General features: G+C 71.8%; 16 protein-coding genes, 1 tRNA gene and 1 riboswitch. Of the genes, 10 read left to right on the top strand and 7 right to left on the bottom strand.

Annotated elements, in window-relative coordinates; all coding sequences use genetic code 11:
* Positions 1-674: 674 nt before the first annotated feature.
* The 5 genes from ACZ5WE_RS10795 to ACZ5WE_RS10775 all read left to right on the top strand — a co-directional run bounded on the left by ACZ5WE_RS10795 (position 675) and on the right by ACZ5WE_RS10775 (position 5,940).
* Positions 675-1,886 carry an alginate lyase family protein gene (locus ACZ5WE_RS10795; protein ID WP_467685244.1) on the top strand — a complete coding sequence of 404 codons (1,212 nt, stop codon included), beginning with the start codon at positions 675-677 and terminating at the stop codon, positions 1,884-1,886.
* A gap of 103 nt (positions 1,887-1,989) precedes the next feature.
* Positions 1,990-2,063: transfer RNA gene (locus tag ACZ5WE_RS10790), tRNA-Met, on the top strand.
* 126 nt (positions 2,064-2,189) lie between these two features.
* Positions 2,190-3,365 carry a PP2C family protein-serine/threonine phosphatase gene (locus ACZ5WE_RS10785; protein ID WP_467685242.1) on the top strand — a complete coding sequence of 392 codons (1,176 nt, stop codon included), beginning with the start codon at positions 2,190-2,192 and terminating at the stop codon, positions 3,363-3,365.
* Positions 3,366-3,586: 221 nt separating this feature from the next.
* Positions 3,587-3,733: riboswitch (cyclic di-AMP (ydaO/yuaA leader) on the top strand.
* A gap of 11 nt (positions 3,734-3,744) precedes the next feature.
* Entirely contained in the window at positions 3,745-4,833 is a 1,089-nt protein-coding gene (locus ACZ5WE_RS10780) for a M23 family metallopeptidase (RefSeq protein WP_467685240.1), read from the top strand.
* Positions 4,834-4,995: 162 nt separating this feature from the next.
* A complete protein-coding gene (locus tag ACZ5WE_RS10775; protein ID WP_467685238.1) occupies positions 4,996-5,940 on the top strand; it encodes an aldo/keto reductase in 945 nt (314 codons plus the stop codon).
* Here the strand turns inward: ACZ5WE_RS10775 and ACZ5WE_RS10770 are convergent.
* The 4 genes from ACZ5WE_RS10770 to ACZ5WE_RS10755 form a co-directional block, all read right to left on the bottom strand.
* Positions 5,937-7,301: a PrsW family intramembrane metalloprotease gene (locus ACZ5WE_RS10770; RefSeq protein ID WP_467685236.1), complete on the bottom strand. Its 1,365-nt coding sequence runs from the start codon at positions 7,299-7,301 to the stop codon at positions 5,937-5,939. The genes ACZ5WE_RS10775 and ACZ5WE_RS10770 overlap by 4 nt on opposite strands.
* Before the next feature lie 64 nt (positions 7,302-7,365).
* Positions 7,366-8,178, bottom strand: a complete 813-nt coding sequence (gene trmB / locus ACZ5WE_RS10765) for a tRNA (guanosine(46)-N7)-methyltransferase TrmB (RefSeq protein WP_467685234.1) — start codon at positions 8,176-8,178, stop codon at positions 7,366-7,368.
* Between the two features lie 251 nt (positions 8,179-8,429).
* Positions 8,430-9,632: an L-2-hydroxyglutarate oxidase gene (gene lhgO / locus ACZ5WE_RS10760; protein ID WP_467685232.1), complete on the bottom strand. Its 1,203-nt coding sequence runs from the start codon at positions 9,630-9,632 to the stop codon at positions 8,430-8,432.
* A 141-nt stretch (positions 9,633-9,773) separates the two neighbouring features.
* Positions 9,774-11,240, bottom strand: a complete 1,467-nt coding sequence (locus tag ACZ5WE_RS10755; protein WP_467685230.1) for an MFS transporter — start codon at positions 11,238-11,240, stop codon at positions 9,774-9,776.
* A gap of 700 nt (positions 11,241-11,940) precedes the next feature.
* On the opposite strand from ACZ5WE_RS10755, the gene ACZ5WE_RS10750 reads away from it, so the two are divergent.
* Positions 11,941-14,040, top strand: a complete 2,100-nt coding sequence (locus tag ACZ5WE_RS10750; protein ID WP_467685228.1) for an asparagine synthase-related protein — start codon at positions 11,941-11,943, stop codon at positions 14,038-14,040.
* Positions 14,041-14,128: 88 nt separating this feature from the next.
* Positions 14,129-17,404, top strand: a complete 3,276-nt coding sequence (locus tag ACZ5WE_RS10745; RefSeq protein WP_467685226.1) for an AfsR/SARP family transcriptional regulator — start codon at positions 14,129-14,131, stop codon at positions 17,402-17,404.
* A 36-nt stretch (positions 17,405-17,440) separates the two neighbouring features.
* Here the strand turns inward: ACZ5WE_RS10745 and ACZ5WE_RS10740 are convergent, their stop codons facing one another.
* Together ACZ5WE_RS10740 and ACZ5WE_RS10735 are read right to left on the bottom strand one after the other, a co-directional pair.
* Positions 17,441-19,381, bottom strand: coding sequence for a sigma-70 family RNA polymerase sigma factor (locus tag ACZ5WE_RS10740; RefSeq protein WP_467685224.1), 1,941 nt, complete (start codon positions 19,379-19,381; stop codon positions 17,441-17,443).
* A 225-nt stretch (positions 19,382-19,606) separates the two neighbouring features.
* Positions 19,607-20,380 carry a TetR/AcrR family transcriptional regulator gene (locus ACZ5WE_RS10735; RefSeq protein ID WP_467685222.1) on the bottom strand — a complete coding sequence of 258 codons (774 nt, stop codon included), beginning with the start codon at positions 20,378-20,380 and terminating at the stop codon, positions 19,607-19,609.
* Between the two features lie 373 nt (positions 20,381-20,753).
* On the opposite strand from ACZ5WE_RS10735, the gene ACZ5WE_RS10730 reads away from it, so the two are divergent.
* Positions 20,754-22,112: an NAD(P)/FAD-dependent oxidoreductase gene (locus tag ACZ5WE_RS10730; RefSeq protein ID WP_467685220.1), complete on the top strand. Its 1,359-nt coding sequence runs from the start codon at positions 20,754-20,756 to the stop codon at positions 22,110-22,112.
* A 142-nt stretch (positions 22,113-22,254) separates the two neighbouring features.
* Positions 22,255-23,928, top strand: a complete 1,674-nt coding sequence (locus ACZ5WE_RS10725) for an ATP-binding SpoIIE family protein phosphatase (protein WP_467685218.1) — start codon at positions 22,255-22,257, stop codon at positions 23,926-23,928.
* Between the two features lie 3 nt (positions 23,929-23,931).
* On the opposite strand, the gene ACZ5WE_RS10720 is transcribed toward ACZ5WE_RS10725, so the two are convergent.
* Positions 23,932-25,218 carry an MDR family MFS transporter gene (locus ACZ5WE_RS10720; protein ID WP_467685216.1) on the bottom strand — a complete coding sequence of 429 codons (1,287 nt, stop codon included), beginning with the start codon at positions 25,216-25,218 and terminating at the stop codon, positions 23,932-23,934.
* 122 nt (positions 25,219-25,340) lie between these two features.
* On the opposite strand from ACZ5WE_RS10720, the gene ACZ5WE_RS10715 reads away from it, so the two are divergent.
* Positions 25,341-25,889 (top strand): MarR family winged helix-turn-helix transcriptional regulator, encoded by a 549-nt coding sequence (locus tag ACZ5WE_RS10715; protein WP_367043520.1) that lies wholly within the window; start codon positions 25,341-25,343, stop codon positions 25,887-25,889.
* Positions 25,890-26,356 lie beyond the last annotated feature (467 nt).

Raw genomic sequence — 26,356 nt, 5'->3', positions numbered from 1 at the left:
GTCGTCGAAGAGCGCGCCTCAAGGCAGAAGGGCAACTGGTCCGTCCACCGACAGGCGTTGGGCGGGCTGCCTGAAACGGCCCCTATCGCGGCTGCCCACGGAGCCTTATCCTGATCCCGGACGCAGGATTCACGTGCAGTCACCGACCGCGTGATCCCATCAGGCTCCCAGCCCCCGAGCCGGAACAACACCGAGGCCCGGCTGGAGCCGCATCGCCGACAACACGGCTCCAGCCTCCGCCCTCCCGGCCTGTGGGGGTGATCCCGCACCCTCAACTCCGGGGTGGGCCTGCGAGGATGCGGCGGCAGGGAGCCCCGCACATCCTCACGCTTGGGGATCGCCGGCGCACACCGGCGGCGATTCCCAAGCCCGGCCTCACCGGCCGGTCTGTCTCAATTCTCCCACCGCAGGCCGCCACTGGACCGGTTCCGTGGGCATCTTCCCGCAGCAGAGTGAGCCTGCGGCGTATGAGACGCCGGGCCCGCCTCGTCTTTCGCTGAGGCCGATCGGCCCGGTGCGTTCAGGACTGTGAATCCATTGGTTGTGGGTTCGAGTCCCACGCGGTCTCCAGAGAAAGCCCAGCTCGGAGAGGTTTCCGGCTGGGCTTTCGGTTTGCGCCCCGGTGAGCCCCGAGCGACGCTGAGCCTGCCAGGTGGCCGATCCGGAGGTACAGCATGGGTTCCGTACGGCGGGCTCTCGCGATGGTGCTCGTGCCGATGCTTCTCGGCGTCACGGCGGCCTGCGGTGGGGCCGGGAGCGGGACAGGCACGGCCACCGAGCGGGCACGCCCCGCCGAATTGGCCTTCGCGCACCCTGGAGTCCTCGTCAGCAAGGCACAGCTGGACCGCGTGCGCGCCCATGTCGCGGCGCGCGAGCAGCCCTGGCTGACGGCGTTCGAGCGGATGCGGGACAGCAGGTACGGCGCCGATGACTACACGGCCAAGCCGTACGCCGTCGTCGAGTGCCCTGCCGGCACCCGCGCGGGCCGGGGCTGCGTCGAAGAGCGCGAGGACGCCATCGCCGCGTACACCCAGGCCCTGCTCTTCAACGTCACCGGCGACCGTGTGCACGCCGAGAAGGCCGTGCAGATCATGGACGCCTGGGCGCGGGTGATCACCCGGCACACGGAGGCCAACGCGGGCCTCCAGACGGCCTGGGCCGCCTCCTCGTGGGCACGCGCCGCCGAAGCCGTGCGCTACACCTACGACGGCTGGACCGACGGCGAGCTGCTGCGCTTCGAGCGGATGCTGCGCAACGCCTATCTGCCCCAAGTGCGCGAGGGCGCGGCCGACTTCAACGGCAACTGGGACCTTCTGATGGCCGACGCGACCATCAGCATGGCGGTCTTCCTCGACGACCACGAGTCCTTCGAGAAGGCGGTGACGCACTTCAGGTCGCGCGTTCCCGCCTACTTCTACCTGGAGTCGGACGGCCCGCTTCCCGTCTCGCCCGAGGGCAGCGCCATCAACACCCCGGAGAAGCTCCGGAAATACTGGTTCGGGCAGAAGACCTTCGCCGACGGGCTCTCCCAGGAGACCTGCCGGAACTTCAAGCACGCCAGTTATTCGCTCGCCGCCACCGCGCACATCGCCGAGACCGCCTGGCATCAGGGCGTCGATCTGTACGGCGAGGTCAAGGAGCGGCTGCGGGCCGCGCTGGAATTCCACTCCAGGTACCAGCTGGGCGCCAAGGCGCCGGACTGGCTGTGCGGCGGGAAGGTGCGGCGTGACATGGGGCCCGACACCGAGGTCGGCCTCAACCACCTGCGGGAGCGGCTGCAGCTGGACCTGCCGGAAACGGAGAGGCTCACGCTCCGGCAGCGGTCCGAGGGGACGGACGACCTGTTCGTGGCCTGGGAGACGCTGACGCACGCGGAGAACGCCTGAGCGGGGGCGGAGGCCTTTCGGGGCTTCGGGGGTCTCCGTTCGCCGGTGGTTCTCAACCGGTTCGCTTTCACTCCCCCTGATGGCGTAGAGTTGCATTCAACGGCGCGGGGTGGAGCAGCTCGGTAGCTCGCTGGGCTCATAACCCAGAGGTCGCAGGTTCAAATCCTGTCCCCGCTACTAAAGACCGAAGGCCCGGATCCAGAAATGGATCCGGGCCTTCGGTGTTTTCCGCCTTCACCGGGCCGGTAACCCGGTCGGCCCACACCGGTCGCCCCGCGCCGCCGCTGCGGGAACCCTGAGTGAGTGGGGCAGCGAGGAGGAAGCGGCGGGGGCGGCGGCAAGGGGCCCGATGTGCGGCACGAGCGGGCGCTCGTGCGGGCTCTCCCCCTGCTGCTCATCGTCGTCGGGATCGTCTACGACGCGTCGACCCCTCCCCGGTTCACCGCCGTGCCCCTCTTCACCGCCGCCCCGCTCGTCGCCGCGCCCTTCTACTCGCTGATCAGCACCGCTCTCATCGGTGTCGGTTCCTGCGCCGCCGTGCTCGCCCTGCATTTCAAGAACGCCACCACCACCGACGTGGAAGCCGTCACCGAACTGATCACGGTGGTGACCGTCGTCGTCCTCGCCGTCCTCATCAACCGCGTCGTACGCCGCAGCGACGAACAGCTCGCCTCCGCCCGCTCCATCGCCGAGGCCGCCCAGCGCGCCGTACTGCCGCAGCCGGACCCCCGGATCGGGGGTCTCGATGTCGCGGCGCGGTACGAGGCCGCGGAGGCCGACGCGTTCATCGGCGGTGACCTGTACGCCGTGCAGGACACTCCGCACGGCGTACGCGTCATCGTCGGCGACGTCCGGGGGAAGGGGATGGGCGCGGTGGCGGCCGTCGCCGTCGTGATCGGGGCGTTCCGGGAGGCCGCTGAGCAGGAGGTCACGCTGGAGGCCGTGGCGCAGCGCCTGGAGCGTGCCCTTGCGCGCGAGGGCACGCGGCGCGACGGGCTCGACGCCTTCGAGGGGTTCACCACCGCTGTCCTCGCGGAGATCCCGCACGGTGACGGTCCGGTGCGTCTGATCAACCGTGGGCACCCGGGGCCGCTGCTCCTGCGCGGCGACGGTCGGCTGTGCGTCCTGTCCGCCACCGAGCCCGCGCTGCCGCTCGGGATGGGTGAACTGGGCGCCTGGCCGGACCGCGCGGACGAGGCGGAGTTCCCGCCGGGGGCGATGCTGCTGCTCTACACCGACGGGCTCTCCGAGGCGCGTGACATCCGGGGCGAGTTCTACAACCCGGCCGCCCGGCTCGGCGGCCGGATCTTCCCAGGGCCCCACGGCCCCGACGCGCTCCTGGCGACGCTCGTCGAGGAAGTGCGGCGGCACACCGGGGGCCGGGGGACCGACGACATGGCGCTGCTCGCGGTGCGGCGGCCGTCGGTGACGGGCGATGCCGGCGTCGGTGCGGCGGCCGATGTCACCGGCCGTGACTGAAAGACCCCACTCCGCATAACAACTGACGTACTGTCAAGGCGATGTGAAGCTCCGGTGTGTGAAGAAGTGGGGTCAACTCGCCCCGTTCCAGACCCCGGTGTCCCGATAAGTACGGGCCAAAGTCGTTAACGATCAGTCGGAACAGCTTGGAATACGACCCCGCTGTCTATTAACGTTCGATAACGCAGCGCGGTCGTCCCAGCCGTCACTCGAGTCGGCTCCGCGCGCACGCGCCTAATCCCGAAAGGGAGCCGGGGAACCACTAATTGGGGTGAATCGGGCATCTGTGCATCCGTGCCAGATGTTCGTAGGAGACCTTCCTGCTCCGAACCCGTCAGCTAACCCGGTAGGCGAGAAGGAAGGAAAGGAGTGCGCCCCAGTGGCGTCCAACCGCCCTGCCCCCCAAGGCGTGTACGTACCGAACGACGACGATTTCGGTGGGTACGACGATGAATCTTCCTGGGAGGAATGGAATCCCACCGAGGAGTCCATCCGTCCCGTCCGCGGCAGGCACCGCGTGCACAAGCGGGGTGGCGGCGGGCTCGCCCGCAGCTCCACGGTTCTGGGCGTAGGCGTCATCGCCGCCGTCGGCGCGGGCGGCATCGCCACCGCGCAGGGCGGCAAGCCCCCGGTGGCCATCGAGATGCCGGACCTGTCGGCCGTCACGGACCAGCTGCCGGAGGCCAAGTCGCTTCCGGGCGTGGGGTCCTTGATATCCGACGACTCGAACGACTCCGCCGCCGCGGACAACGGCGTGACGGTGGCCGCCGCGCCCCTGAGCGCCGCCGGTGTCAGCACCACCGACGCCGAGCAGGGCACCACGGACGCGGGCGAGGCACTGCGCGCCCGCATCATGGAGCAGGCCGAGAACCAGCAGGACCAGGCGGACGACGCGGTCCAGAAGGCGGCCGAAGAAGCGGCCGTCAAGCAGGCCGCCGAACAGGCCGCCGCCAAGCAGTCCGCGGCCGAGAAGAAGATCGCCGCCGAGAAGGCCGCCGCGAAGAAGAAGGCCGAGGCGGAGGCCAAGCGCAAGGCCGAGGCGGAGCGCCTGGCCAAGCTCGCGAAGAGCTACACCCTTCCCGTCGCGTCGTACACGCTCACCGGTACCTTCGGTCAGCCCGGCTCCATGTGGTCCTCCGGCTACCACACGGGCCTGGACTTCGCGGCCCCGACGGGCACGCCCATCAAGGCCATCCACTCCGGCACCATCAAGGAGGCCGGCTGGGCGGGGGCGTACGGCTACCGCACGATCCTCGAACTCGACGACGGCACCGAGCTGTGGTTCTGCCACCAGTCCTCGATGAACGTCAGCGCGGGCCAGAAGGTCACCACCGGCGAGACCATCGGCCGTGTCGGCGCGACCGGCAACGTCACCGGGGCCCACCTCCACCTGGAGGTCCACCCGGGCGGCGACTCCACCGGGGTCGACCCTGCGGCGTGGCTGCGCGGCAAGGGCCAGTCCCTCTGAGGTGACCCAGAACCCCGGCGGTCCTGGCGACAACCCCCCGACGCCAGGGCTGCCGGTTGGGCATGCCCGCTGTCCGCTGCCCGATGGCCGATGTCCGTACGCGGATGGAATCAGCATCCCGCTCTACGGAATGCTGCGGTCCGTAAGGGCGTTGAGCCCCGTATGACTTCTCTCCGCAAGCTTGGTTCGTCCGACCTCGAGGTCTTCCCGCTCGCCCTGGGCGGCAACGTCTTCGGCTGGACGGCCGACGAGGCGCAGTCCTTCTCCGTGCTCGACGCCTACACCGCCGCGGGCGGCAACTTCATCGACACCGCCGACGTCTACTCGGCCTGGGTGCCCGGCAACAAGGGCGGCGAGTCCGAGACGGTCATCGGCAACTGGCTCGCCGCGCGCGGCAACCGCTCCGACGTCGTGCTCGCCACCAAGGTCGGCGCACACGCCGACTTCAGCGGCCTGTCCGCGAACACCATCAAGTCCGGTGTCGAGGAGTCGCTGCGCCGCCTGCGCACCGACTACATCGACCTCTTCTACACGCACTACGACGACCCGACCGTCTCCGTCGAGGAGATCATCGGCGCCCTCGACGAGCTGGTGACATCCGGCAAGGTGCGTGCCATCGCCGCCTCGAACGTCACCCCCGAGCGGCTCCAGGAGTTCCTCGACTTCTCCGACCGCGAGGGCCTCGCGCGCTACTCGGTCCTTCAGCCGCACTACAACCTCGTCTCGCGCGCCACCTACGAGGGCCCGCTGGAGCAGGTCGCCTCGCGCTCCGGCCTGGCCGCCGTCCCGTACTACGCGCTCGCCTCGGGCTTCCTGACCGGCAAGTACCGCCCGGGTGCGCAGGTCGAAAGCGCGCGGGCCGAGGGCGCGGGCAAGCACCTGGACACCGACCGTGGCCTGCGTGTGCTCGCCGCCCTTGACGAGGTCGCCCAGGCACGCGGCGCCGAGCTCGCGACCGTGGCCCTCGCGTGGCTCGCGGCGCAGCCGACGGTGGCGGCGCCGATCGCGTCGGCCCGTACGGTCGAGCAGCTGCCCGCGCTGCTCGCGGTGGGGGAGCTCGAACTGACGGAGGCCGAGGTGTCGGCCCTGACGGCGGCTTCCGCCTAACCGCGGTAGGGGTTGTACGCCGGGTAGGGCATCGCCGGCTGGGCGTAGGGATACCCGTAAGGGTGCTGCTGCGGATAGGGCTGCGGCTGGGGGTGCGGGTACGGCTGCCGGTACCCGTAGGGCGGCGGCATCGGTACGAGCACCGGTGCCGCCGCCTGCGCCGCGTAGGCCAGGGCGGGCCGCGCGGCCTCGCGGCGCTCCCACAGCGCGTGCAGCAACTCCCGCTCCCGTACGACGAAGTCGGCGCCCGCGCGGCCCCGGCGCCCCCGGTGGCGCAGGAGTGCGAGAGACGTCGCGTACGTCTCGTACTGGGCGACCGTGCGCGCCGCGGCCTTGCCCTGGGTGTACGAGGCGTAGTCGCGGGCCAGCGTGCGGGCGCGCATCGTGGAGAGCGCGAACGGCTCGGGCGCGGTGAGCCAGCCCGCGATCGCGTACGCAGGCAGTTCGGCGCGCACGATGCGCAGGCCGCGCTGCCTGATCCAGATCACCAGCCAGGTGAGCAGTCCGAACGCGGGCAGCATGAACGTCGCGTACACGGCGAAGAAGCCGTAGTCCCCGAAGCCGGCCGAGCCGTTCCACAGGGCGTGCAGGCCCATCGCGAGGAGCAGTCCGCCGAGCGGGAGCAGGACGCGCCGCCAGTTCTGCCGGTCGGCGCTGAGGGCGGCGATGCCGAAGCCGATGCCGGTGAGGACGGTGAAGAGCGGGTGGGCGAAGGGGGACATCACGACGCGCACGAAGAAGGTCGCCGCCGTCACGGACGCGAGGCCGGTGCCGCCGTTGAGCTGGTCGGTGCCGAAGGCGCTGCCGAGGTAGAGGATGTTCTCGGTGAAGGCGAAGCCGGTGGCGGTCACCCCGGCGATCACGACGCCGTCGACGATGCCGGTGAACTCGCGTCTGCGGAAGAGGAAGACGAGCAGTACGGCCACGGCTTTCGCGCTCTCCTCGACGATCGGGGCTATGACCGTCGCGCCGAGGTTGTCGGCGCTGGTGGGGTCGGCCGTGGCGGTGGCTATCCAGCGGGTCGCGAAGCTGTTCGCGACGATGGCTATGAGGGCGGCGGCACAAGCTCCCCAGGCGAAGGCGAACAGCAGATTCCGCCAGGGGCCCGGCTGGACCCGCTGCAGCCAGCGGAAGGCGGCCACCAGGAGCGGCACGGGCAGCGTCGCGAGGCCGAGCCCGACCAGGAAGCCCTCGGTGCCGGTCTGTTCCCTGACCAGGGCCAGGATCACCAGGCCCGACAGGGCGAGCAGCGTGACCAGGGCGGCCGCGCGTATCGCCCGCCGCTGCCACCAGCGCGCGTGCCGCAGCCCGGCGGGCCCTGCGGGGGGCATCGGGTGCGGGTGCGGAGAAGGGGTGGCCACCCGTTGACCCTAACGAGGGACGGGGGTGGGCCGCGACGGTGTCTCGGGCCGCGTGGCCGTTGTCTCAGACCTCGTGGCTGGTATCGGGTTCCTTCTGGCCGGATGTCCGGCGGAACAGCAGGTCGTGGACGATGTGCCCCTTGTCCAGACCCTGGCCCTCGAACCGGGTGAGGGGCCGGAACGAGGGGCGGGGCGCGTACCCGCCGTCGGCCTGGGTGTTCTCGAACGCGGGATGCGCGGTGAGCACCTCCAGCATCTGCTCGGCGTACGGCTCCCAGTCGGTCGCGCAGTGCAGCACGGCGCCGGGCCTGAGGCGGGGCGCGGCGAGGTCGAGGAAGTCGGGCTGGATGATGCGGCGCTTGTGGTGGCGGGCCTTGGGCCAGGGGTCGGGGAAGTAGACGCGGAGGCCGTCGAGGGAGGCGGGCGTGAGCATTTCGCGGAGCAGGATGACGGCGTCGCCGTTCGCGACGCGGATGTTGGTGAGGTCGTTCCGCTCGGCGAGGCCGAGGAGGTTTCCCTGGCCCGGGGTGTGCACGTCCACGGCGAGGATGCCGGTGTCCGGGTCGTCCGCTGCCATCTGGGCGGTGGCCTCGCCCATGCCGAAGCCGATCTCCAGTACGACGGGGAGTTCGGCGCCGAAGAGCTCGGCGAGGTCGAGCGTGCGCTGCCCGTCGATGTCCAGGCCCCACTTGGGCCACAGCCGCTGGAGGGCGTCCGCCTGCCCTGTGGTCACCCGGCTCCTGCGGGGCTGGAAGCTGCGGATCCGCCGCTCGAAGTGTGAGCCCGCGGGGTCCGGGGCGGGGCCGTCGGGGAAGCGGGGCTCGCCCTTCGGGCGGGGGGCTTGGGGGCGCTCGGGGGAGGTGTTCGACTCAGGCACAGTGGGGGTGATTTTAGTCCCCAGCCCCACCCCTTCCCGACTGTGACGTTTGCGGCTCCGCCGCGGGTCGCTCTGGCGCGAGAGCCTTGGTTGCCGTCATCACCGGCTCCGCCGAGTCCGTCCTCAAACGCCGGGCGGGCTGAACCCAGTCAGCCCGGCCGGCGTTTGAGGCCATCTTGTCGGGGGCCCAGGGGGCGGAGCCCCATGGTTCGGGAAGGGGTGGGATCGGGGAAAGCCCCGCAGGGACCGCCTTACAGCAGCGCCAGCACCCGCCGGGCCACGGCCCGCCCGATAGGGAGAGAAGCCGTCGCCGCAGGCGAGGGCGCGTTCAGGACGTGCACCGCCCGTGCCCCCTCCCGGATGAGGAAGTCGTCCACCAGCGTCCCGTCACGCAAGACGGCCTGCGCCCGCACCCCCGCCGCCACCGGCACAAGATCATCCGAGGTCACGGCGGGCAGCAGCCTCCGCACCGCCGAGGTGAACGCCTCCTTGGAGAAGGAGCGCCGCAGCTCCCCCGCCCCATACCGCCAGTGCCGCGAGGCCATCCGCCAGGCCCCCGGCCAGCCCAGCGTCCCCGCCACCTCCAGTGGCCGCACCACACCCCAGCCATACCCCTCGCGGGCCAGCGCCGGCACCGCGTTCGGACCCACGTGGACCCCGCCGCCGATGCCCCGCGTCAGATGCACCCCCAGGAAGGGGAAGGCCGGGTCCGGCACCGGATACACCAGGCCCCGCACAAGCTCGGGCCGCGCCAGGTCGAAGTACTCCCCCCGGAAGGGCACGATCCGCATCCCGGGGTCGTCACCGGCCAGCATCGCCACCCGGTCGCACTGCAGCCCCGCGCAGTTGACCAGGACCTTTCCCCGCACCACCGAGCCGTCGGCCGTGCGGACGGCCACCCCGAGCGACTCGCGCCGGTCGATGCGGGCGACCTGCGCCCCGTACCGGACATCGGCCCCGGAGGCGTCCGCGAGGCGCTCCGCCACCGAGCCGTAGTCACAGATCCCCGTCGTGCCGACCTGGATCGCGGCGAGCCCCCGCACCTCCGGTTCGTACTCCGCGATCTGGGCGGGGCCGAGCTCCCGCACCGGAATGCCGTTCTCCCTGCCGCGCTGGACGAGTGCGTGCAGGCGGGTCAGCTCGGAGCGCTCCGTGGCGACGATCAGCTTGCCCGTGACCTCGTGCGAGATGCCGTACTCCGCGCAGAACTTGACCATCTCGGCGGCGCCTCGCACCGCGTACCGCGCCTTCAGGGAGCCGGGGCGGTAGTAGATCCCGCTGTGGATCACCCCGCTGTTGCGTCCCGTCTGGTGCCTGGCGGGGCCGGACTCCTTCTCCAGGACGGTGACCCGCGTCCCCGGCGCGGCACGCGTGATCGCATACGCCGTCGACAGACCGACGATCCCGCCGCCGATCACCAGCACATCGCAGTCGTACGCCACCGCCCGGACCATCCCGCATCACCTCCCACCCCGATAGTGCACTGCGCCACTGACAACGCCCTCAAACCCGGTGAGGACCACAGGGTTACAGGGGGCGTAAATGCTGTTGCCGATCCGGCGGTGCACGGGTTCCCGCGGTGCATGGGGGGCGGACTACGCGGGGGCCACGAGCAGTGGCCTGGCCCGCTCCCGCAGCTCCACCACCCGTGGCTCGTCCCCGTACGGCTCCAGGCGGTGCAGCAGGTCCTTCACGTACTCCGTGGTCCGCGCGGACGAGATGCGTCCGGCGACCTCCAGGGCGCGCGTGCCCTGCTCGCAGGCCGCGTCCAGGTTCCCCGACTCCAGCTCGGCGACCGCCGACACCACGAGCCGCAGGCCGTGCGAGCGGACGAACTCCTCCGTAGGCCGCTTGAGCGCCTGCTCCGTGAAGCGCCGCACCTGGCGGGGCGCCTTCAGGTCGCGGTAGCACTCGGCGGCGTCCGCCGCGAAGCGGTCGTATCCGTAGAAACCGAGCCATGAGGGGTCGTTGTCGCCGTCCCTGGCCCGCTCCAGCCAGCCCTCGGCCGCCCGGAGTGCCGCTCCCGCCGCCGGCGCGTCATTGGCGCGCGCGTGTGCGCGTGCCTCGACGAGGCGGAAGAAGCTCATCGTGCGCGCGGTGGCGAGCCCGCGGTTGCGCTCCAGGGCCGCCTGCGCGAGGTCGACGCCCTCGTCGCCGAAGCCGCGGTAGGTCGCCTGGAGGGACATGGAGGCAAGGACGTAGCCCCCTAAGGGGACGTCGGCCGCCGCGCGGGCCAGGCGCAGGGCCTGGATGTAGTAGCGCTGGGCGGCCTCCTGCTGGCCGGTGTCGAAGGCCATCCACCCGGCCAGGCGGGTCAGTTCGGCCGACGCACCGAAGAGCGAGCGGCCCACCTCGTCCGAGTACGAACCGAGCAGCAGGGGAGCGGCCTCGACCCGGAGGCACTCCGGGACCATCGACGAACGCCAGTCGCCGCCCCCGTACTTGGAGTCCCAGCGTCGGGCGTCCTCGGCGGCCTCCCGCAGCTTCACCACGTCGCTGTGGCCGACCTTCATCGGATGCCCGCTGTTCGCGCTGTCGGCGCCGTCAGCGGGGTGCCCCAACTCGCGGGGCTCATCCAGGATGACGTCGCGGGCGACCGAGCTGTCGGCCGGGGTTATCAGCCAGCGCGAGGCCGGCGTCGCGTACGCGCTCACCGCGAAGGAGCCGGCCAGGGACTGCCAGATGCCGCCGCTGCCCGCGCGCCTGCCCGCCAGATCGAGGCGGTAGAGCTCGGTCGCCGACTTCACCGCGGCGCCCACGTCGCGCGGGAAGGCCAGGCCCACCTCAGGCGCGGGATCGGCGTCCGCGAGCCCGATCTCGTGCAGCGGAACGGGGCGGCCGAGCTTCTGCCCGATGGCCGCGGCGATGAGGTGCGGGGCGGCGCCCTGCGGCACCATGCCCTTGGACACCCACCGGGCCACCGATGTCTTGTCGTATCGAAGCGTCAACCCGCGTTGGGCGCCGAGGTCGTTGACCCGGCGGGCGAGTCCCGCATTGCTGATTCCCGCGAGGGCGAGAACGGTGCCGAGTTTTTCGTTCGGCCCGCGTTGCTCCCTGGACATGCGCCACCCCTCGACACAGACGGCTGCCGTGCGATGGCTTGACCGCGCGGCATTCGTGCTGCGTTCCCCCAGGGGCAGCGGCGTCCGCGACTACGACCACCGTGGCCCGGGCCCTCGGCCGCAAGAGCATTTGGCCGAGCCCCCAGGTATATGCCTCCGCGAAAACATCAGCACACACAGCGTAGTTCGCCGAATCCCAAGCGTTAAGAGGCGCAGTTCCGTATGGCGAGATTGTTGTCGGTAGGGGAGCGGGGGAGTGGCGGGGTGTGCTCCGGGTGTGTGGCCGTGCGCCTGCGTGTGCGCTCTTCACCGGCCATAAGGGGAGCGCTTCCATTGACGGTGCGTGGGTCGGCCCGCTGCGCTGGAGTCAGTGGGCTGGGGGACACCGCCGCCTCCATCCCCGCGGGCGGCGGACCAGTCCGGGGGGCGAACGCCGCCTCCCGGACTGTGTGTTGCCTTTTGCGGTTCCATCGCGCGAGCGCCATCCGCCGATTTGGCCGAAAATCGCCTCTCCCGAGGCCGGGGCAGTGCGCCCCCGTGCAACGAAAAGGGCATGGTCGTGCCCTTCAAGTACCGCTCCCCGGGGGCAGATCAACGGGAGCGTGAGCACCCCCGTAGCCACTCCCGCGCGCCTCCTTCGTGGCAGCATGGGACCCCAGTTCTTCGATGCACTGGTTGTCCACAGCCTGTGGAGGCAACGATGCGGTGGTTGGTGGGGTGGAGCAGCACTGCCGCGAAGCCTTCGGTGGTGGGCTCGGCCGGGGCCACCGGTGAGAACGGCGAGACCGTTCATCCCGTGGGCTCCCAACTCCTGTGGGGCGACCCGGATCCGCTGTGGGCGGTGGGTGACTGGCGTGCCGACGAGGTGCGCACGGTGAAAGCCGACGAACAGACGCGCATCGCGGTGCTCGGCACCTGCGGGGCGAGCGACGAGGAACTCAAAGTCGGCCTCTTCGCGGCCCGCGGCGGCGCCCTGCGGCACCTGACCGCGTGGTCCGGGAGCTACACCGCGGTCGTCCGGATCGGGCGGCGCGTCATGGTCGCCGGCGACCTCGCGGGCGCCCGCCCCGTCTTCTACACCCCCTGGGCCGCGGGCACCGCCTTCGCGACGGCCGCGCTGCCCCTGGCCGACCTCATCGAGGCCCACCTGGACATCGGCCACCTCGCGGCGCTCCTCGCGGCGCCCGACGTGCCGGAGGCGCTGCAGGACTCGACGCCCTACCAGGGCGTGCGCCGTGTGCCACCGGGGCACGCGCTGATCCTGCGCGCGGGCGCCAGGGAGATCGCCGGGTACGAACACGTGGCGTCCCTCGCGGTCGCCGCGCCCGCCGCCGACGCCACCACCGCGGTGGACGGCGTCCGTGACGCCCTCGTGGAGGCGGTACGCGCCCGCCTCGGCGCCCCGCGGCACGTCCCCGGAGCGTCGGAGGTCGACCCGGGCCCCGTGCCCGGCATGGGTCCCGCCGAGCGGCGCGCGGCGCGCGGGATGCCGGTGCCCGGCATCGGCGCCGACCTCTCCGGAGGGCCCGCGTCCGGCACGCTCGCCCTGCTCGCCGCGGGCCTCCCGGGGATGCCCGGCACGGTCCTCGGCCATGGCACGGGCGCGGGGGAGCGGCTCCTGGCCGTCACCTTCAACGACCTCGCGATCAACGGCCGTGAGGCCGAGCTGGAGCGGGCGGGTGCCATCGCGGCCAATCCCCGCCTGCACCACGTGGTGGTCGCCGCCGGCGAAGAGGCCCTCCCGTACGCGGACTTGGACGGCCCTCTGACGGACGAGCCGAGCGCCACCCTCGTCACGGCCCAGCGCCACCGCACGCGGCTCTCCTCGGGCAGCGCGGACCACTTCACGGGGCACGGAGCCCGGCAGGTGCTCGACGCGCATCCGGCCCGCCTCGCCGACCTCCTGATGGACCGCAGGAGGCGCCATCTGGTGCGCCCCGTCGCGGCGTTGGCGAAGGCGGACGGTTCCGCTGGCTCCGTCATGGTCCCCGCGCGCGTGTACGGCGCCGCGCGCAAGCTCTCCCGGATGTCCTACCGCGCGGGCGTCGATGCGCTCGCCGACCGTCTCCTGCAGCGCCGCTTCGACGAGCCGGGCGGGGCGGTGGGGGCGTCACTCGCCGCTCTCGCGTGGGCGAGACCCGGGCCCGCGGCGCGTTGGCTGACGGGTGAGGCCCTCGCTGAAGTATCGGTTCGCCTCCAGGACATGACCGGGCGTCCCGGCGCAGGGCCCGGCCAGCGCCCCGGCGAGTTCCGCGCCCGCGCGGCGCTCGCCCGGCACGCGGCCGACCTGCGCATCCTGGAACAGGCCGCCGAGGTCCGCTTCCAGCGCCTGCACGCGCCCTTCCTGGACAACCAGGTGGTCCGGGCCTGCCGCGCCCTCCCCGTCGCCCTGCGCGTCCAGCCTGGGGCGCGCGCGGCGATCCTGCGTACGGTCCTCGAAGGCGCCGGGGTGGCCGAACTGCCGTCCGGCTGGGGCGCTCCGTCCCACGCTTCGTCCCAGGCGGCGGCCCGGACCGGGCTACGGGTGGCGGTGGACGACCTCCTGTCCCTCTTCGACACGCCCCTGCTCGCACAGGCCGGCCTGGTGGAGGCCCGCGTGGTCCGCAAGGCGCTGCGCGCTGCTGCAGAGGGAGAACCACTGCCGCTCGACGGCCTGGCGGACCTGGTCTCCACGGAGCTGTGGCTGCGCCGCCTGCTGTCCCGCCGGGGGACGTGCTGGACGGGCACGCCCGCGCGGCAGAGGGCTGTCCCTACGGGGAGCGTTGTGCCGCAGAGGGGCGCCCTGGGGGCGGGGCGGTAGCGCGAGAACCACCGGAGTACCTGGAGCGGCTCGCCCAGGGAAGGAAAACCCTCGCGCCTCAGCCAACCCCACCAGGGAGAATGACCCCGTGCGGTACAGAATCCTGGGCGCCACCGAGGCGTACGACGAACAAGGAGCGCCCCTGCCCGTAGGGGGCCGAAGGCTCCGCGCCCTCCTCGCGGCCCTCGCGCTCCGCACCAACCGCACCGTCCCCGTGGAATCCCTCATCGCCGAGGTATGGGCCGAGGACGAGCCCCCCACCGACGCCCCCGCCGCCCTCCAGGCCCTCGTCGGCCGCCTCCGACGCGCTCTCGGCAAGACCGCCATCGCCTCGGACCCCGGCGGCTACCGCCTCGCCGCCGCCCCCGAGGACATCGACCTGCACCGCTTCGAACGCCTCGTACGCGAGGGCAGGGCGGCCCTCGACCGGCACGACCCGGCGTCAGCCGAACGAAGCCTCGGTGAGGCACTCACCCTGTGGCGCGGCCCCGCCCTCGCCGACCTGCCCGACCGCAGCGCGGCCGCCCGCCCCGAAGCGCTGCGCGCCGAGGCGACTCGCGCGCGGCTCCAGGCACGACTGCTCCTGGGCCACGCCTCCGATGTCGTACCGGAACTGAGGGAGCTCACCACCGCCCAGCCGTACGACGAGGCGCTGCACGCCCTGCTGATCCGTGCCCTGCGCGACGCGGGCCGCGGCGCCGACGCCCTCGCCGCGTACGAGAACGCGCGCCGCACGCTCGCCGACGCACTCGGCGCCGACCCGGGCCCGGAACTGCGCTCGCTGCACGCGGAGTTGCTCGACCCGGCCGGGGCCGGGGGGCCCACCACCGACGGGCCGGTGCGATCGGAGCGGCCGGAGCGCCCGGGTGAGCGGTCGAACCGTCCGGGCGAGCGGTCGAACCGTCCGGGTGAGCGGTCGAACCGTCCGGAGCGCAGAGGCAACCTCCGACCCCGCCTGACTTCCTTCGTCGGCCGGGAACCCGAACTCGCCGCCATCCGTTCAGACATGAGACGAGCCCGCCTGGTCACCCTCACCGGGCCGGGCGGCTCCGGCAAGACCCGCCTCGCCGAGGAAGCCGCCGCCGGGCATCCGCAGGCCTGGCTTGCCGAGCTCGCCCCGCTCGACCGTCCCGACGCGGTCCCGGGAGCCGTCGTCAGTGCGCTCGGTCTGCGCGAGACAGCGCTGATGACCAGTGAGATGACAGTGCCGCAGGACGACCCGGCCGCCCTGCTCGTCGAGTACTGCGCCCCGCGCAGCCTGCTCCTGCTCCTTGACAACTGCGAACATGTCATCGGCGCCGCGGCCGAGCTCGCCCAGACCCTCCTCACGCACTGCCCCGACCTCACCGTCGTCGCCACCAGCCGCGAACCCCTCGGCGTGCCCGGCGAGTTCGTCCGCCCCGTGGAGCCCCTGCCGCCCGACCCTGCGTACCGCCTCTTCACCGAGCGCGCCACGGCCGTGCGCCCGGACTTCGACCCGGCGCAGGACGCCGAGGCCGTCGCCGAGATCTGCCGCCGTCTCGACGGCCTCCCGCTCGCCATCGAGCTGGCCGCGGCCCGCCTGCGCCTGCTCTCCCCCCGGCAGATCGCCGACCGTCTCGACGACCGCTTCCGCCTCCTCACCGGCGGCAGCCGCACGGTCCTGCCCCGCCAGCAGACCCTGCGGGCCGTGGTCGACTGGTCCTGGGAGCTGCTCGACGAGCCCGAGCGGACGGTGCTGCGCGAGGTGTCCGTCTTCGCGGGCGGCTGGGACATCGAGGCGGCGGAGGCGGTCTGCACCGGCCCTGCCGCCGACCTCATCGGCGCCCTGGTGGACAAGTCCCTGCTCATCGCCGAGCCCGCGCCCGGCGGCGACATGCGCTACCGCATGCTGGAGACCATCCACGAGTACGCGTCCGAGCGAGCCGCCGAGACGCCGGAGCTCCGCACGGCCGCGGGCGACCGCCACACCGCGTACGTCCGCGCGCTGGTCGAAGAGGCCGAACCCTTGCTCCGCTCGGCCGACCAACTCCCGTGGATCCAGCGCCTGGAGACCGAGCTGGACAACATCCGCGCGGCCCTGCAGCGCGCCACCGAGTCCCGGCAGGGGGAGGAGGCCCTGGCCATCGCCCTGGGTGTGGGCTGGTTCTGGTCCATGCGGAACTACCGCAGAGAGGGCGCGGACTGGGTCGCCGGCATCCTGCGCCTCGCACCGCCGATGCCGCCCGACGGGCCCGATGGCATCCCCGAGGACACGGGCGACCCCCTCCACTGGTCCTGGATGAGCCTGCGGCTGCTGCACTTCTTCCTGATCGCGGAGTCGAGGCCGACGGAGGCTCTGACGAGTGAGGACGACCGCGCGTGCGTCAGGCGGCTGCGGGACGCCTTCGCACAACCGGTGCCGGCGGCGGCCCGCTTCCCCGGGCTCATCTGGCCGTTCACCGCCTACTTCCTGGACGGCCCCGACACGGCAAGGACCGGCCTGGACGACGTGGTCGCCAACTGCCGTAGATACGGCGGTGACTGGGAGATCGGCGTCAGCCTGATGTTCCGCACCCACCAGGCCGTCGACGCCCCGGGCAATCTGTCCGGTGTCGACGAGGATCTCGCGGAGCTGCGTGTGCTGAGCGGGCGCGCGGGCGACCGCTGGATGCGCGCCCAGGTGTCCAGCGCGGCGGGCGAGGCCGCGATGGCGCGCTGTCTGCACGCGGAGGCACGCGTCGAGTACGACGAAGCGCTGCGGCTCGCCTATGAAGTGGGCGCCTACGCCGAGACGCCTTTCCTGATCGCCCGCCTCGCCGAGATCGCCTACCGCGACGGCGACCGCGAGCTGGCGGCGAAGGCCCTCGATGAGGCGGGCGTCGAGGCCGACCGGTACGGGGTGTCGGACTCCTGGGCGTTCATCCGGACGCTGCAGTCGCAGATGGCGCTTGACGACGGCGAAGCCGCCAAGGCCCGCGCCCTGTTCGAGGAGGCCCGCGCCGACGCCGAGCGTGGCACGCCGCCACCGCAGTTCATCGCGGCGCTGCACGGCCTGGAGGCCAAGGTCGTGGCCGCCGAGTCGGGCCCGGCGCAAGCACTGCCGCTGCTTGCCGACGGCCTGCGGGTGGCGCTTGAGAGCCGGTGTGCGGAGTTGGTCATCGCGGCGCTGGTGGAGGGTGGAGCCGCCCTGGTGAGCAGGCTCGGCGACCACCCACGCGCGGTCCGCCTGCTCGCGCTGAGCACTCGGCTGCGGAGCGGCAATCCGCGCCCGATGCCGGAGCTGGCCGACGTCGAGCGGGTCGAGACGGCGTCGCTGGCCGCCCTCGGTTCGAGGCGGTACGAGGCCGAGCTCGCGGCGGGAGCCGAACTCACCGCCGCCGATGCGCTCGTGGAACTGGGCTGAACCGCGCGTGCGTGTGTGCACAGAGCCGAACCGCGGCTACGTACAGCGGAAGCGTGACTGCGCCCAGTCCGCGAGCGCGGCCGAGTGGAACGGCGTGTGTGGTTCGACGACCAGGCGGATCGTCTTGCGCCCGGTCAGGTTCACCTGCACCGGCACCGCCGCGTCCCCGCCCTTGATCAGCGGGGAACGCCACAGCCGCGCACCGTCGCCGAAGATCGAGAACCGCACCTTGCCGAGGCCCATCGTCATGTCGTCGACCCCGACGACCGCGTCGTACGACGAGCACGCGCGGTTCAGGTCGATGGTGACGGAGGACTGGCCGTGGACGGTCACGCCGTGGCCGTACCGCCTGTCCGCGATGGACAGGCCGGACCGCTGCCAGACCCAGCTGCTCTCGCCGAGCCGCATCTCGGGCTTGGTGCCGTCGCCGACGATGCCGTACTGCAGCTCGCTCCACTGGTAGACCGCCGGGGCGGGCGGCGGCGGCGGAGGAGGCGGCTCGGGCTTCGGCTCCGACGGCGTGGGAGTCGGCGTCGGCGTCGGCTTCGGGGCCGGCTTCGGGGCCGGCGGCTCGGGCTTCGGAGTGGGCGTCGGGGTCGGCTTCGGCTCGGGTGCCGGCTTCGGCGGAGGCTTCGGCTTCGGCTCGGAGACCGGCTGCTTCGGCTTCGGCTTGGGCGGCGGGGGCTTGCTCGGCTCGACGGGTTCGGCGGCCGGCGGCGGCTTCTCGGCGCTCGGCAGGTCCTTGGGCTTGTCCCCGCCGCCCGCGGTGAGGGCGATGGCAACAGCCGCAGCGGCGACGACCACGGCCGCCGCGATACCGCCCTTCGCGGGAGCACCGAGCCCCTCGGACGCGGCGGCACCGCCCGCCGCGCCACCGGAGGAGCCTCCGCTCGCCGCTGCCGCACCGGCGCCCGCGGCACTCGCGGCGCCACCACCGACGAGAGCGGCCACCTTCGCGTACCCGGCGGCTCCGAACCAACCGATGACCGCGATCGGCACGACCCCGGGAATACCGCTGGCGACTTCCTTGATCTGGCCCGCGGCCAGGCGGCACTTGGCGCACTCCTCCAAGTGCTTGCGCAGGCCGCGCTCGGCCCGGGTGCGCAGACTGCCGCGCGCGTAGGCACCGAGGCGGTCGGCGTACCGCGCGCATTCCTCGTTCTCGGTGAGGGTGCTGCTCACGTGGGCCTGGAGATACGCCTCCTTCAGGCCCTCGCGCGCCCGCTTGGCGAGCACCCGGGTGCCGTTGGCGTCGAGCCCGAACAGGGTGGCGACGTCGCTCGGGGACTCGTCCTCGACCTCCGTGTGCCACAGCACGGCCTGCCAGCGCTCCGGAAGGCTGCGGAACGCCTGCATGGCCATGGACTGCTCGGCCTCGTGCATCGCGCGCACGTCCGCGCCCAGGTCCAGAGTGTCGTCGTCGGAGACCTCGGAGCTGCGCGAGGCCTGCGCCGCGAACACCGCGAAGTCCTCGACCAGTTGCTCCCGCTTCGCCGACTTCGTCCACCCCGCGGCGACGCGACGTACCGTCGTGAGCAGATAGGCGCGCACCGCGTACTCGGGCCCGCTGCCGCCGCGGACCGCCTGCAGCATCCGCGCGAAGACCTCGGCCGTGAGGTCGTCGGCGGTGTGCGCGTCCCGGCAGCACGTGCGGGCGTACCGGCGGACGGCTTCGGCGTGCCTTCGGTACAGCTCCTCGTACGCGGTGTCGTCGCCCGCCCGCATCCGGGCGATCAGGTCGCTGTCGGCCGGCGGACCGTCGCCGGGCACGAGGGACGCGGCCTCGGTCGGGATCGGCAGGAGAGGTGCCGCGGCTTCGCCCCTGCCGCCTTCCCGCTGCGGCGGAACGCTCGGATCCGCGCCTCCGGAGACGCCACCGGGCGTGGGCCCGCCCTGATTCGGCACCTGCCGGGGAGACAGCCCCGCGCCGTCCTCGCCCAAGGCGGAGGACGACTCGTCCCGCCCGTCACCACTCATCGCGGAAGCCCCCGCTTGCACACTCGGACCCGGCCATCCGGGAAAGAGTGCCATACGGTTCTGCGACGACGGCCGGTGATGACGGTCAACCACCCTTCCGGGGTGATTTCCCGTATTCGAGCACTACCGTTCACCCATTCGGGGAAGGCTCAACCCCCGTGTTTCCGACGGTAGTTGAGCCATCTCCGTGGCGAACTTGTGCAGGCCTCGTACCGCTGCGCCGTGTCAGACCGCGGGGCGCGAACGCAGCCCCTCGAGCAGGATGTCGAGCAGCCGCGAGGACGCCGCCGCCTGCTGCGCCGCGTCCGGCAGCGAGGGCGCCGCCGTGGCTATCACCAGGAGCACGTCCGACACGGTCACGTCCGCGCGCAGCTCGCCCGCCGCACGCGCCCGCTCGACGAGGCGCCCGACCACGTCCAGGAGCGCGACCGCCCCCGGGTCGTCGGCCGCCGACTCCTCGGCCGACGCCGAGCGCTGCTCGACGAGCCGCAGTTCGGGGCCGGCCTCAGCCGCCTGCCGCTGCTGCGGCACGCGCGCCTCGTCGCCCCGTACCCCCGCGACCTCGTCGGCGACGCCCACCCGCAGCACCTGCGGCGGCAGCAGCCGCCCCGCGCCCGACGCGACGGACGTGCGCAGGAAGCGCGAGAGCGCCGACCACGGTTCGTCCTCCTGTCCGAGCGCCGAACGCGCCTGGTCGGTCAGCCGGGAGGTCTCCTCCTCGGCAATGCGCCGCACCAGCACGTCCTTGCTGGGGAAGCGGCGGTAGACCGTGCCGACGCCGACCCGTGCGCGCCGGGCCACGTCCTCCATCGGAGCGCCGTACCCCAGCTCGCCGAAGACCTCGCGGGCCGCGCGAAGGACATGCTCGAGATTGCGCTGTGCGTCCACACGCAGCGGCGTCGAACGCGGTCCGTCCCCCATGTCGCGTCCGTTCCCGCTGGTGGCGACGGCCGATGCCGACGCCGCGGTCGAAGTCCAGTGAGATTCCTGAATATGCATACACGTTCCCCCGGTAATGGCGTCTCCCCCCGGAGACACTCCCCGCCATTGACACCCGGAGTGTGAGGAGCGAGCCCGATTACCGGGTCCCGTACTGGACCCGACGAGCGCATCCCCCGACACCCCGACGACACACGAACATAGTTGAGCCAGAGTCAATTCAGAAGAGGCGGGTTCCGCACGGACCGCCCCCCGATCGGAGTACGCACCGATTCCGACCCGATTGCACCCCCTCGCTTTCCCTCTCTCCCCCCTGCTGACCTGCGCACCCTTCCCACGCCCCGCCAAGTCCCCGACGGCGCGTCGCGCACCACGGCCGGTCACACAAATTGCTGAGCCTGTGGACAAACTCAAGAGCTGGGTGCGTCATGGGATGGTGAAGGAACCTGTGCGCATTCTCGTTGTGGGCGGCGGATACGTCGGCATGTACACCGCGCTGCGCCTCCAGCGGAAGCTGAAGCCGGAGCTGAAGCGGGGCGAAGCGGAGATCGTGGTGGTGACGCCCGATCCCTATATGACCTATCAGCCGTTCCTGCCCGAAGCCGCGGCCGGCTCCATCTCGCCGCGCCACGTCGTGGTCCCGCTCCGCCGCGTCCTCGACAGATGCCGGATCGTCATCGGCGAGGTCAAGGCGGTCGACCACGCCAAGCGCACGGCCTCCTTCACCACGCTCGCCACCGCGGACGAGGGCTCGGACGCCGTCGAGATCGCGTACGACGAAATCGTCCTGGCCCCCGGCTCCATCTCGCGCACCCTGCCCGTCCCGGGCCTGGCCGACCACGGCGTCGGCTTCAAGACCGTCGAAGAGGCCATCGGCCTGCGCAACCACGTCATCGAACAGATGGACATCGCCTCGTCCACGCGCGACCCCGCGGTCCGCGACGCGGCCCTCACCTTCGTCTTCGTGGGTGGTGGTTACGCGGGCGTCGAGGCGCTCGGCGAGCTGGAGGACATGGCCCGCTATGCCGCGCGGTACTACCACAACGTCAAGGCCGAGGACATGAAGTGGATCCTCGTCGAGGCCTCCGGGCGGATCCTTCCCGAGGTCGGCGAGGAGATGGGCAAGTACACGGTCAGTGAGCTGCGGCGCCGCAACATCGACGTACGCCTGGAGACACGGCTCGACTCGTGCGAGGACCGGGTCGCCGTCCTGAGCGACGGCTCGCGCTTCCCCACCCGCACGGTCGTGTGGACCGCGGGCGTCAAACCGCACCCGGTGCTCGCCGCGACCGACCTGCCGCTGAACGAACGCGGCCGCCTCGACTGCACCGCACAGCTGAGGGTGAACGGCGCCGCGCACGCGTGGGGCGCGGGAGACGCGGCAGCCGTCCCCGACGTCACCGCGGACGAGCCCGGCAAGGAGTGCGCCCCCAACGCCCAGCACGCGGTGCGCCAGGCCAGGACACTCGGCGACAACATCGCCGCGTCCCTGCGTGAACAGCCCCTCAAGGAGTACACGCACAGATACGTGGGCTCGGTCGCGTCCCTGGGGCTGCACAAAGGTGTCGCACATGTCTACGGACGGAAACTGAAGGGCTACCCTGCCTGGTTCATGCACCGCGTCTACCACCTCAGCCGCGTGCCCACCGTCAACCGCAAGTCCCGGGTGCTCGCCGAATGGACCCTGTCCGGCCTGTTCAAACGCGAGATCGTCTCCCTGGGGTCGCTCGAACATCCGCGTGCGGAGTTCGAACTCGCGGCCGGGGGCGGCCGCCCGAAGGAGTCCTCCTGACCGGAGGCAGGAACTCCCCGCACCACACCGGCGTCTGACGGATGTCAGTCCGGTCGGCCAGACTGTTCGTGTGACCATGGGCGGGCCAGGACCGCCGGAAATCCCCGCCCGATCCAGAAGCGACATCACGAGGCCTACCGCAGTGAACTTCACGCGCTGGAGCGCCCGGCTCCCCGGAACGCAGCGCCGCGCCGCGGCGCGCACCGACCTGGGGATCTCCCCGCCACAGCGAGCCGAAAGCTCCGTCCCTGCGGCCCGCGTCGAGGGAGGCCAGGAGGACATCACCCTCACCCCGGCCGCCGAAGGCGTCGACGAACTACCGACCCGCGAAGTGCTGGACCGCATTCCGGCCCTCGTCGCCCTGGTGCACGGCCCCGACCACCGCATCGCGTACGTCAACGGCGCGTACGCCACCGCCTTTGGCGACCGTCCCGTGGGGGAGCCCGCCCGCGACGCGCTGCCCGAGCTGGACGAGCTCGGTCTGCTGCCGCTTCTGGACCAGGTCCTGCGCAGCTCGAAGCCGCGCACGGTCAAGTCCCGCAAGGCGGCGAGCGGCCGGTCGTACACCTTCACGTGCACCCCCGTGACGCTCACCGTGAGCGGCTCCGCCGCGGGGCTCAAGGACGACGGGGTCCTCGTCTTCGCCGCCGACGTCACCGACCACGCGGAGGCCGCCGAGCGGCTGCGGGCCAGCGAGCGCTCCCAGCGCGAGACGGCGGTCACCCTGCAGCGCTCGCTCCTCCCCCAGGAGTTGGAGCAGCCGGACGACCTGCGCATCGCCGCCACGTACCAACCGGGCGGCACGGAGGCCGCGGTCGGCGGCGACTGGTACGACGTGATCACCCTCGGCGGTGGCCGCACCGCCCTGGTCATCGGCGACGTCATGGGCCGCGGAGTCCGCGCGGCGGCCGTCATGGGCCAGCTCCGCACGGCCGTGCGTGCCTACGCCCGCCTCGACCTGCCCCCGCACGAGGTCCTGCAGCTCCTGGACGGCCTCGCCGCGGAGATCGACGCGAGTCAGATCGCCACCATGGTCTACGCGGTGCACGACCCGAACGAAGGCAGCCTCGTGTACGCCTCCGCCGGGCACCTGCCGATCCTCGTCCGCGACGAGGGCGGCACGATCCACCGCGCGGAGGAGCCCACCGGCCCGCCCCTTGGCACCGGCGGCTGGCTGCACACATCGGGCTCGGTCCCGCTCGGCCCCGGCTCGACCGCCGTCCTCTACACGGATGGCCTGGTCGAGCGCCGCAGCGAGGACATCGACGAAGGCGTCGCCTCCCTGGAACGCGCCCTCGCGGGCGCCACCGGCACACCCCAGGTGGTGTGCGACCGCCTGATCCGCGCTCTGGGAGTGACGGCCGACCACGACGACGACGTGGCGGTCCTCGTCCTCCAGCACCCCGCACGCAAGGGCCTGGACGCGGAGCTGTTCAGGAACGCCGCCCTGGAGCTGCTCGGTGGCGTGGAAGCGGCGCCACGCGCGCGTGCCTTCGCGACCGGCGTCCTCGCCAGCTGGCGCTTCCCGCCCGAACTGCACGACCTGGGAGTCCTCGCGGCCAGCGAACTGGTCGCCAACTCCCTCCAGCACGGCACCCCGCCGATGCGCCTGCGCCTGCGCCGCACGGACCGCCGACTGATCATCGAGGTCACCGACGGGGACGACCACCTGCCGAGGCGCCGCCGCGCCGAGCCCGCGGACGAGGCGGGACGCGGCATCGCCATCGTCGCCACGATCGCCTCGAACTGGGGCTCGCGACGCACACCGGGCGGCGGCAAGGCGGTCTGGTGCGAGTTCGCACTGCCGCGCGGGTAACGCCTAGGAGTTGGCGGGAACGGGCTCCGCGGACTCCGGGGCACCCTGAGCGACGACGCGGCTCTTGGCCACGTACGGCTGGTTCTGCAGCGGAGTGAGCTGCCGCCCCAGACGGACGGCGAGCACCGTGATGCCGAGCGAGAACAGCAGGAACGTCACGATGTACGGCCCGTGCAGCGCGGCCCCCATGGGACCGCCGACCGCGGGGCCGACCGCGAGGGCGAGCTGCTTCACCAGGGCGAAGGCCGAGTTGTACTGACCGACCATCCCGGCCGGCGCAAGATCGGCGACCAGCGGGGCGACGGTCGGCGACAGCATCGCCTCACCTAGCCCGAAGAGCGCGTACGTGGAGATGAACGCGGCGGTCGCCATGGCCTGGCTGCCGTGGCCCATCCCCGCGTACCCGGCCGCGATCCACGCGACGGCCCAGATCAGACCGACGGCCGCGATCACCCGGGACCGCTTGCGCCGCTCGACGAACTTCAGGACGGCGAACTGCGCGATGACGATCACTGCCGTGTTGGCGGCGAGCGCGATACCGAGCGTGGAGGGCGAGATCCCGGCAGCCTCCACGCCGTACGCGGAGAGACCCGACTCGAACTGCCCGTAGCAGGCGAAGAAGAGCACGAAGCCCAGCACGCACAGCTGAACCATCGCCTTGTGCCGAAGGAGCGCCCGCAGACCGCTCTGCGGAGCGGACCCGTCCTTGGGCACGGCGTCCTGGATGGACGGCGCGTGCGGAAGCCGCACGGTGACGACGATCGCGGCGAGCACCAGGAACATCACGGCTTCGATGGAGAAGAGCGTGATGAAGCTGCCCGGGTCGTGCTCGTCGACGATCTGGCCGCCGATGAGACCACCGATGCCGAGGCCCAGGTTCTGCAGGAAGAACTGCATCGCGAAGGCACGCGTGCGCGTGGTGGGCGTCGAGCACCAGACGATCATCGTGGCGAGCGCCGGCTGCATCACCGCGGTACCGGCACCAAGAAGGGCGGCCGAAACGATCGCGGCCGGCTCACTGTTCGCGAAGCCCAGGGCAAGGGCACCCACCGATGCGGTCAGCGCGGCTCCCATGAGTACGGGGAGCGGGCCGCGGCGGTCGATGATCCGCCCGGTGACAGGCAGGACGATCAGCGCGGCCATGGCAAAGGCGGCGAGCACGATGCCCGCCGTACTGGCCCCCAGATCCCGCACCTGCGCCACGTAGACGTAGAGGAACGGAACCGTGAACCCGACGCCGAACGCGCTGAGCGCGCTGCCGACCTGAATACGACGCATCGCTGCGCCCATCGCCCTGGTCACTTTCACCTGCCTTAGGAGTTAGATGTGAAGACTTCGAAGCTAAAGTTAGAGCCTAAACAATACACACAGAAGAACTTCGATGCCAAGTGAGGGCGTGCCATACTGCGGCCATGGGTGACACTCCCGGCCCCAGTGAGCCGACTCTCGAAGAGCAGATCGCCGCCTACCAGCGGGAGTTCCAGGACCTCGACCCGCAGGTCGAGGAGATCGTCTCGGCCCTCGGCCGCCTCAACAGGCGCATGAGCGTCGCCTACGGCCGACAGACCGCGACCCTCGGCATCAGCAACGCCGAGTGGGAGGTCCTCAAGGCCCTCGTCCTCTCGGGCGCCCCGTACCAAATGGGCCCCGGCGAACTCGCGAAGGGCCTCGGCCTCACGCCGGCCGCCATGACCCACCGCATCGACCGCATGGTGGCGGAGGGCCTGGTGACCCGGGACCGCGACGAGACCAACCGCGTCCGCGTCATCGTCGAGCTCACCGCGGAGGGCCGCGAGAAGTGGCTTGAGGCGATGCGCCTGGCCACGGTCTTCGAGGAGGACCTCCTCCAGGACCTGTCCCAGGAGGAGCGCGGCGCCCTCGGGGAAGTACTGACTCGTCTCCTACGCAGGGTGGAGCACGCCCAGCCGGACGCGGGCGGACGCCTCACCGACCTGGACTGAAGGGCCTCTTGGGCCGGGGCTGAGCGCTCCACCTCGGGCGTTTGACAGTCACCCACTGGATCCGTAAGGTTCTTCGGGTTGCCACGGAGCCGTAACGGTTCTGCGACAGCACCTCCCGCCGCTGAGACGCGGCAAAACAAACTCTGCACGACATCCCACCGGGAACGATTTCGGCATGCCCGAATTCAATTCCAGGACTCGATTATGAGTAACCGGGAAGAACCGCTAGAGTTTGGGACGTCGGAACGGCCCAACAGCCGGGAAGACAAGCCCCGCTGACTGGGAATCAGGCCCGAAAGGATCTGGTAGAGTCGGAACCGCCGGAAAGGGAAACGCGAAAGCCGAAAGGCCGGAGCGGGAACCGGAAAGGCACCGAGGAAATCGGACACGAAAGAGTCTGATAGAGTCGGAAACGCAAGAACGAAGAACAAGAAGAAACACCGAAGGGAAGCGCCCGGAGGAAAGCC

It is taken from the genome of Streptomyces sp. NPDC033180 (assembly GCF_055577645.1).
This window is presented reverse-complemented; position numbering and strand designations above follow the sequence as displayed.

What these genes read in the sequence shown, in the direction of transcription:
- ACZ5WE_RS10795 (WP_467685244.1), top strand. Translation starts at nt 675, where the DNA reads ATGGGTTCCGTACGGCGGGCTCTCGCGATGGTGCTCGTGCCGATGCTT.
- ACZ5WE_RS10775 (WP_467685238.1), top strand. Translation starts at nt 4,996, where the DNA reads ATGACTTCTCTCCGCAAGCTTGGTTCGTCCGACCTCGAGGTCTTCCCG.
- lhgO (WP_467685232.1), bottom strand. Translation starts at nt 9,632, where the DNA reads ATGGTCCGGGCGGTGGCGTACGACTGCGATGTGCTGGTGATCGGCGGC.
- ACZ5WE_RS10755 (WP_467685230.1), bottom strand. Translation starts at nt 11,240, where the DNA reads ATGTCCAGGGAGCAACGCGGGCCGAACGAAAAACTCGGCACCGTTCTC.
- ACZ5WE_RS10750 (WP_467685228.1), top strand. Translation starts at nt 11,941, where the DNA reads ATGCGGTGGTTGGTGGGGTGGAGCAGCACTGCCGCGAAGCCTTCGGTG.
- ACZ5WE_RS10740 (WP_467685224.1), bottom strand. Translation starts at nt 19,381, where the DNA reads ATGAGTGGTGACGGGCGGGACGAGTCGTCCTCCGCCTTGGGCGAGGAC.
- ACZ5WE_RS10735 (WP_467685222.1), bottom strand. Translation starts at nt 20,380, where the DNA reads ATGCATATTCAGGAATCTCACTGGACTTCGACCGCGGCGTCGGCATCG.
- ACZ5WE_RS10730 (WP_467685220.1), top strand. Translation starts at nt 20,754, where the DNA reads ATGGTGAAGGAACCTGTGCGCATTCTCGTTGTGGGCGGCGGATACGTC.
- ACZ5WE_RS10720 (WP_467685216.1), bottom strand. Translation starts at nt 25,218, where the DNA reads ATGGGCGCAGCGATGCGTCGTATTCAGGTCGGCAGCGCGCTCAGCGCG.
- ACZ5WE_RS10715 (WP_367043520.1), top strand. Translation starts at nt 25,341, where the DNA reads ATGGGTGACACTCCCGGCCCCAGTGAGCCGACTCTCGAAGAGCAGATC.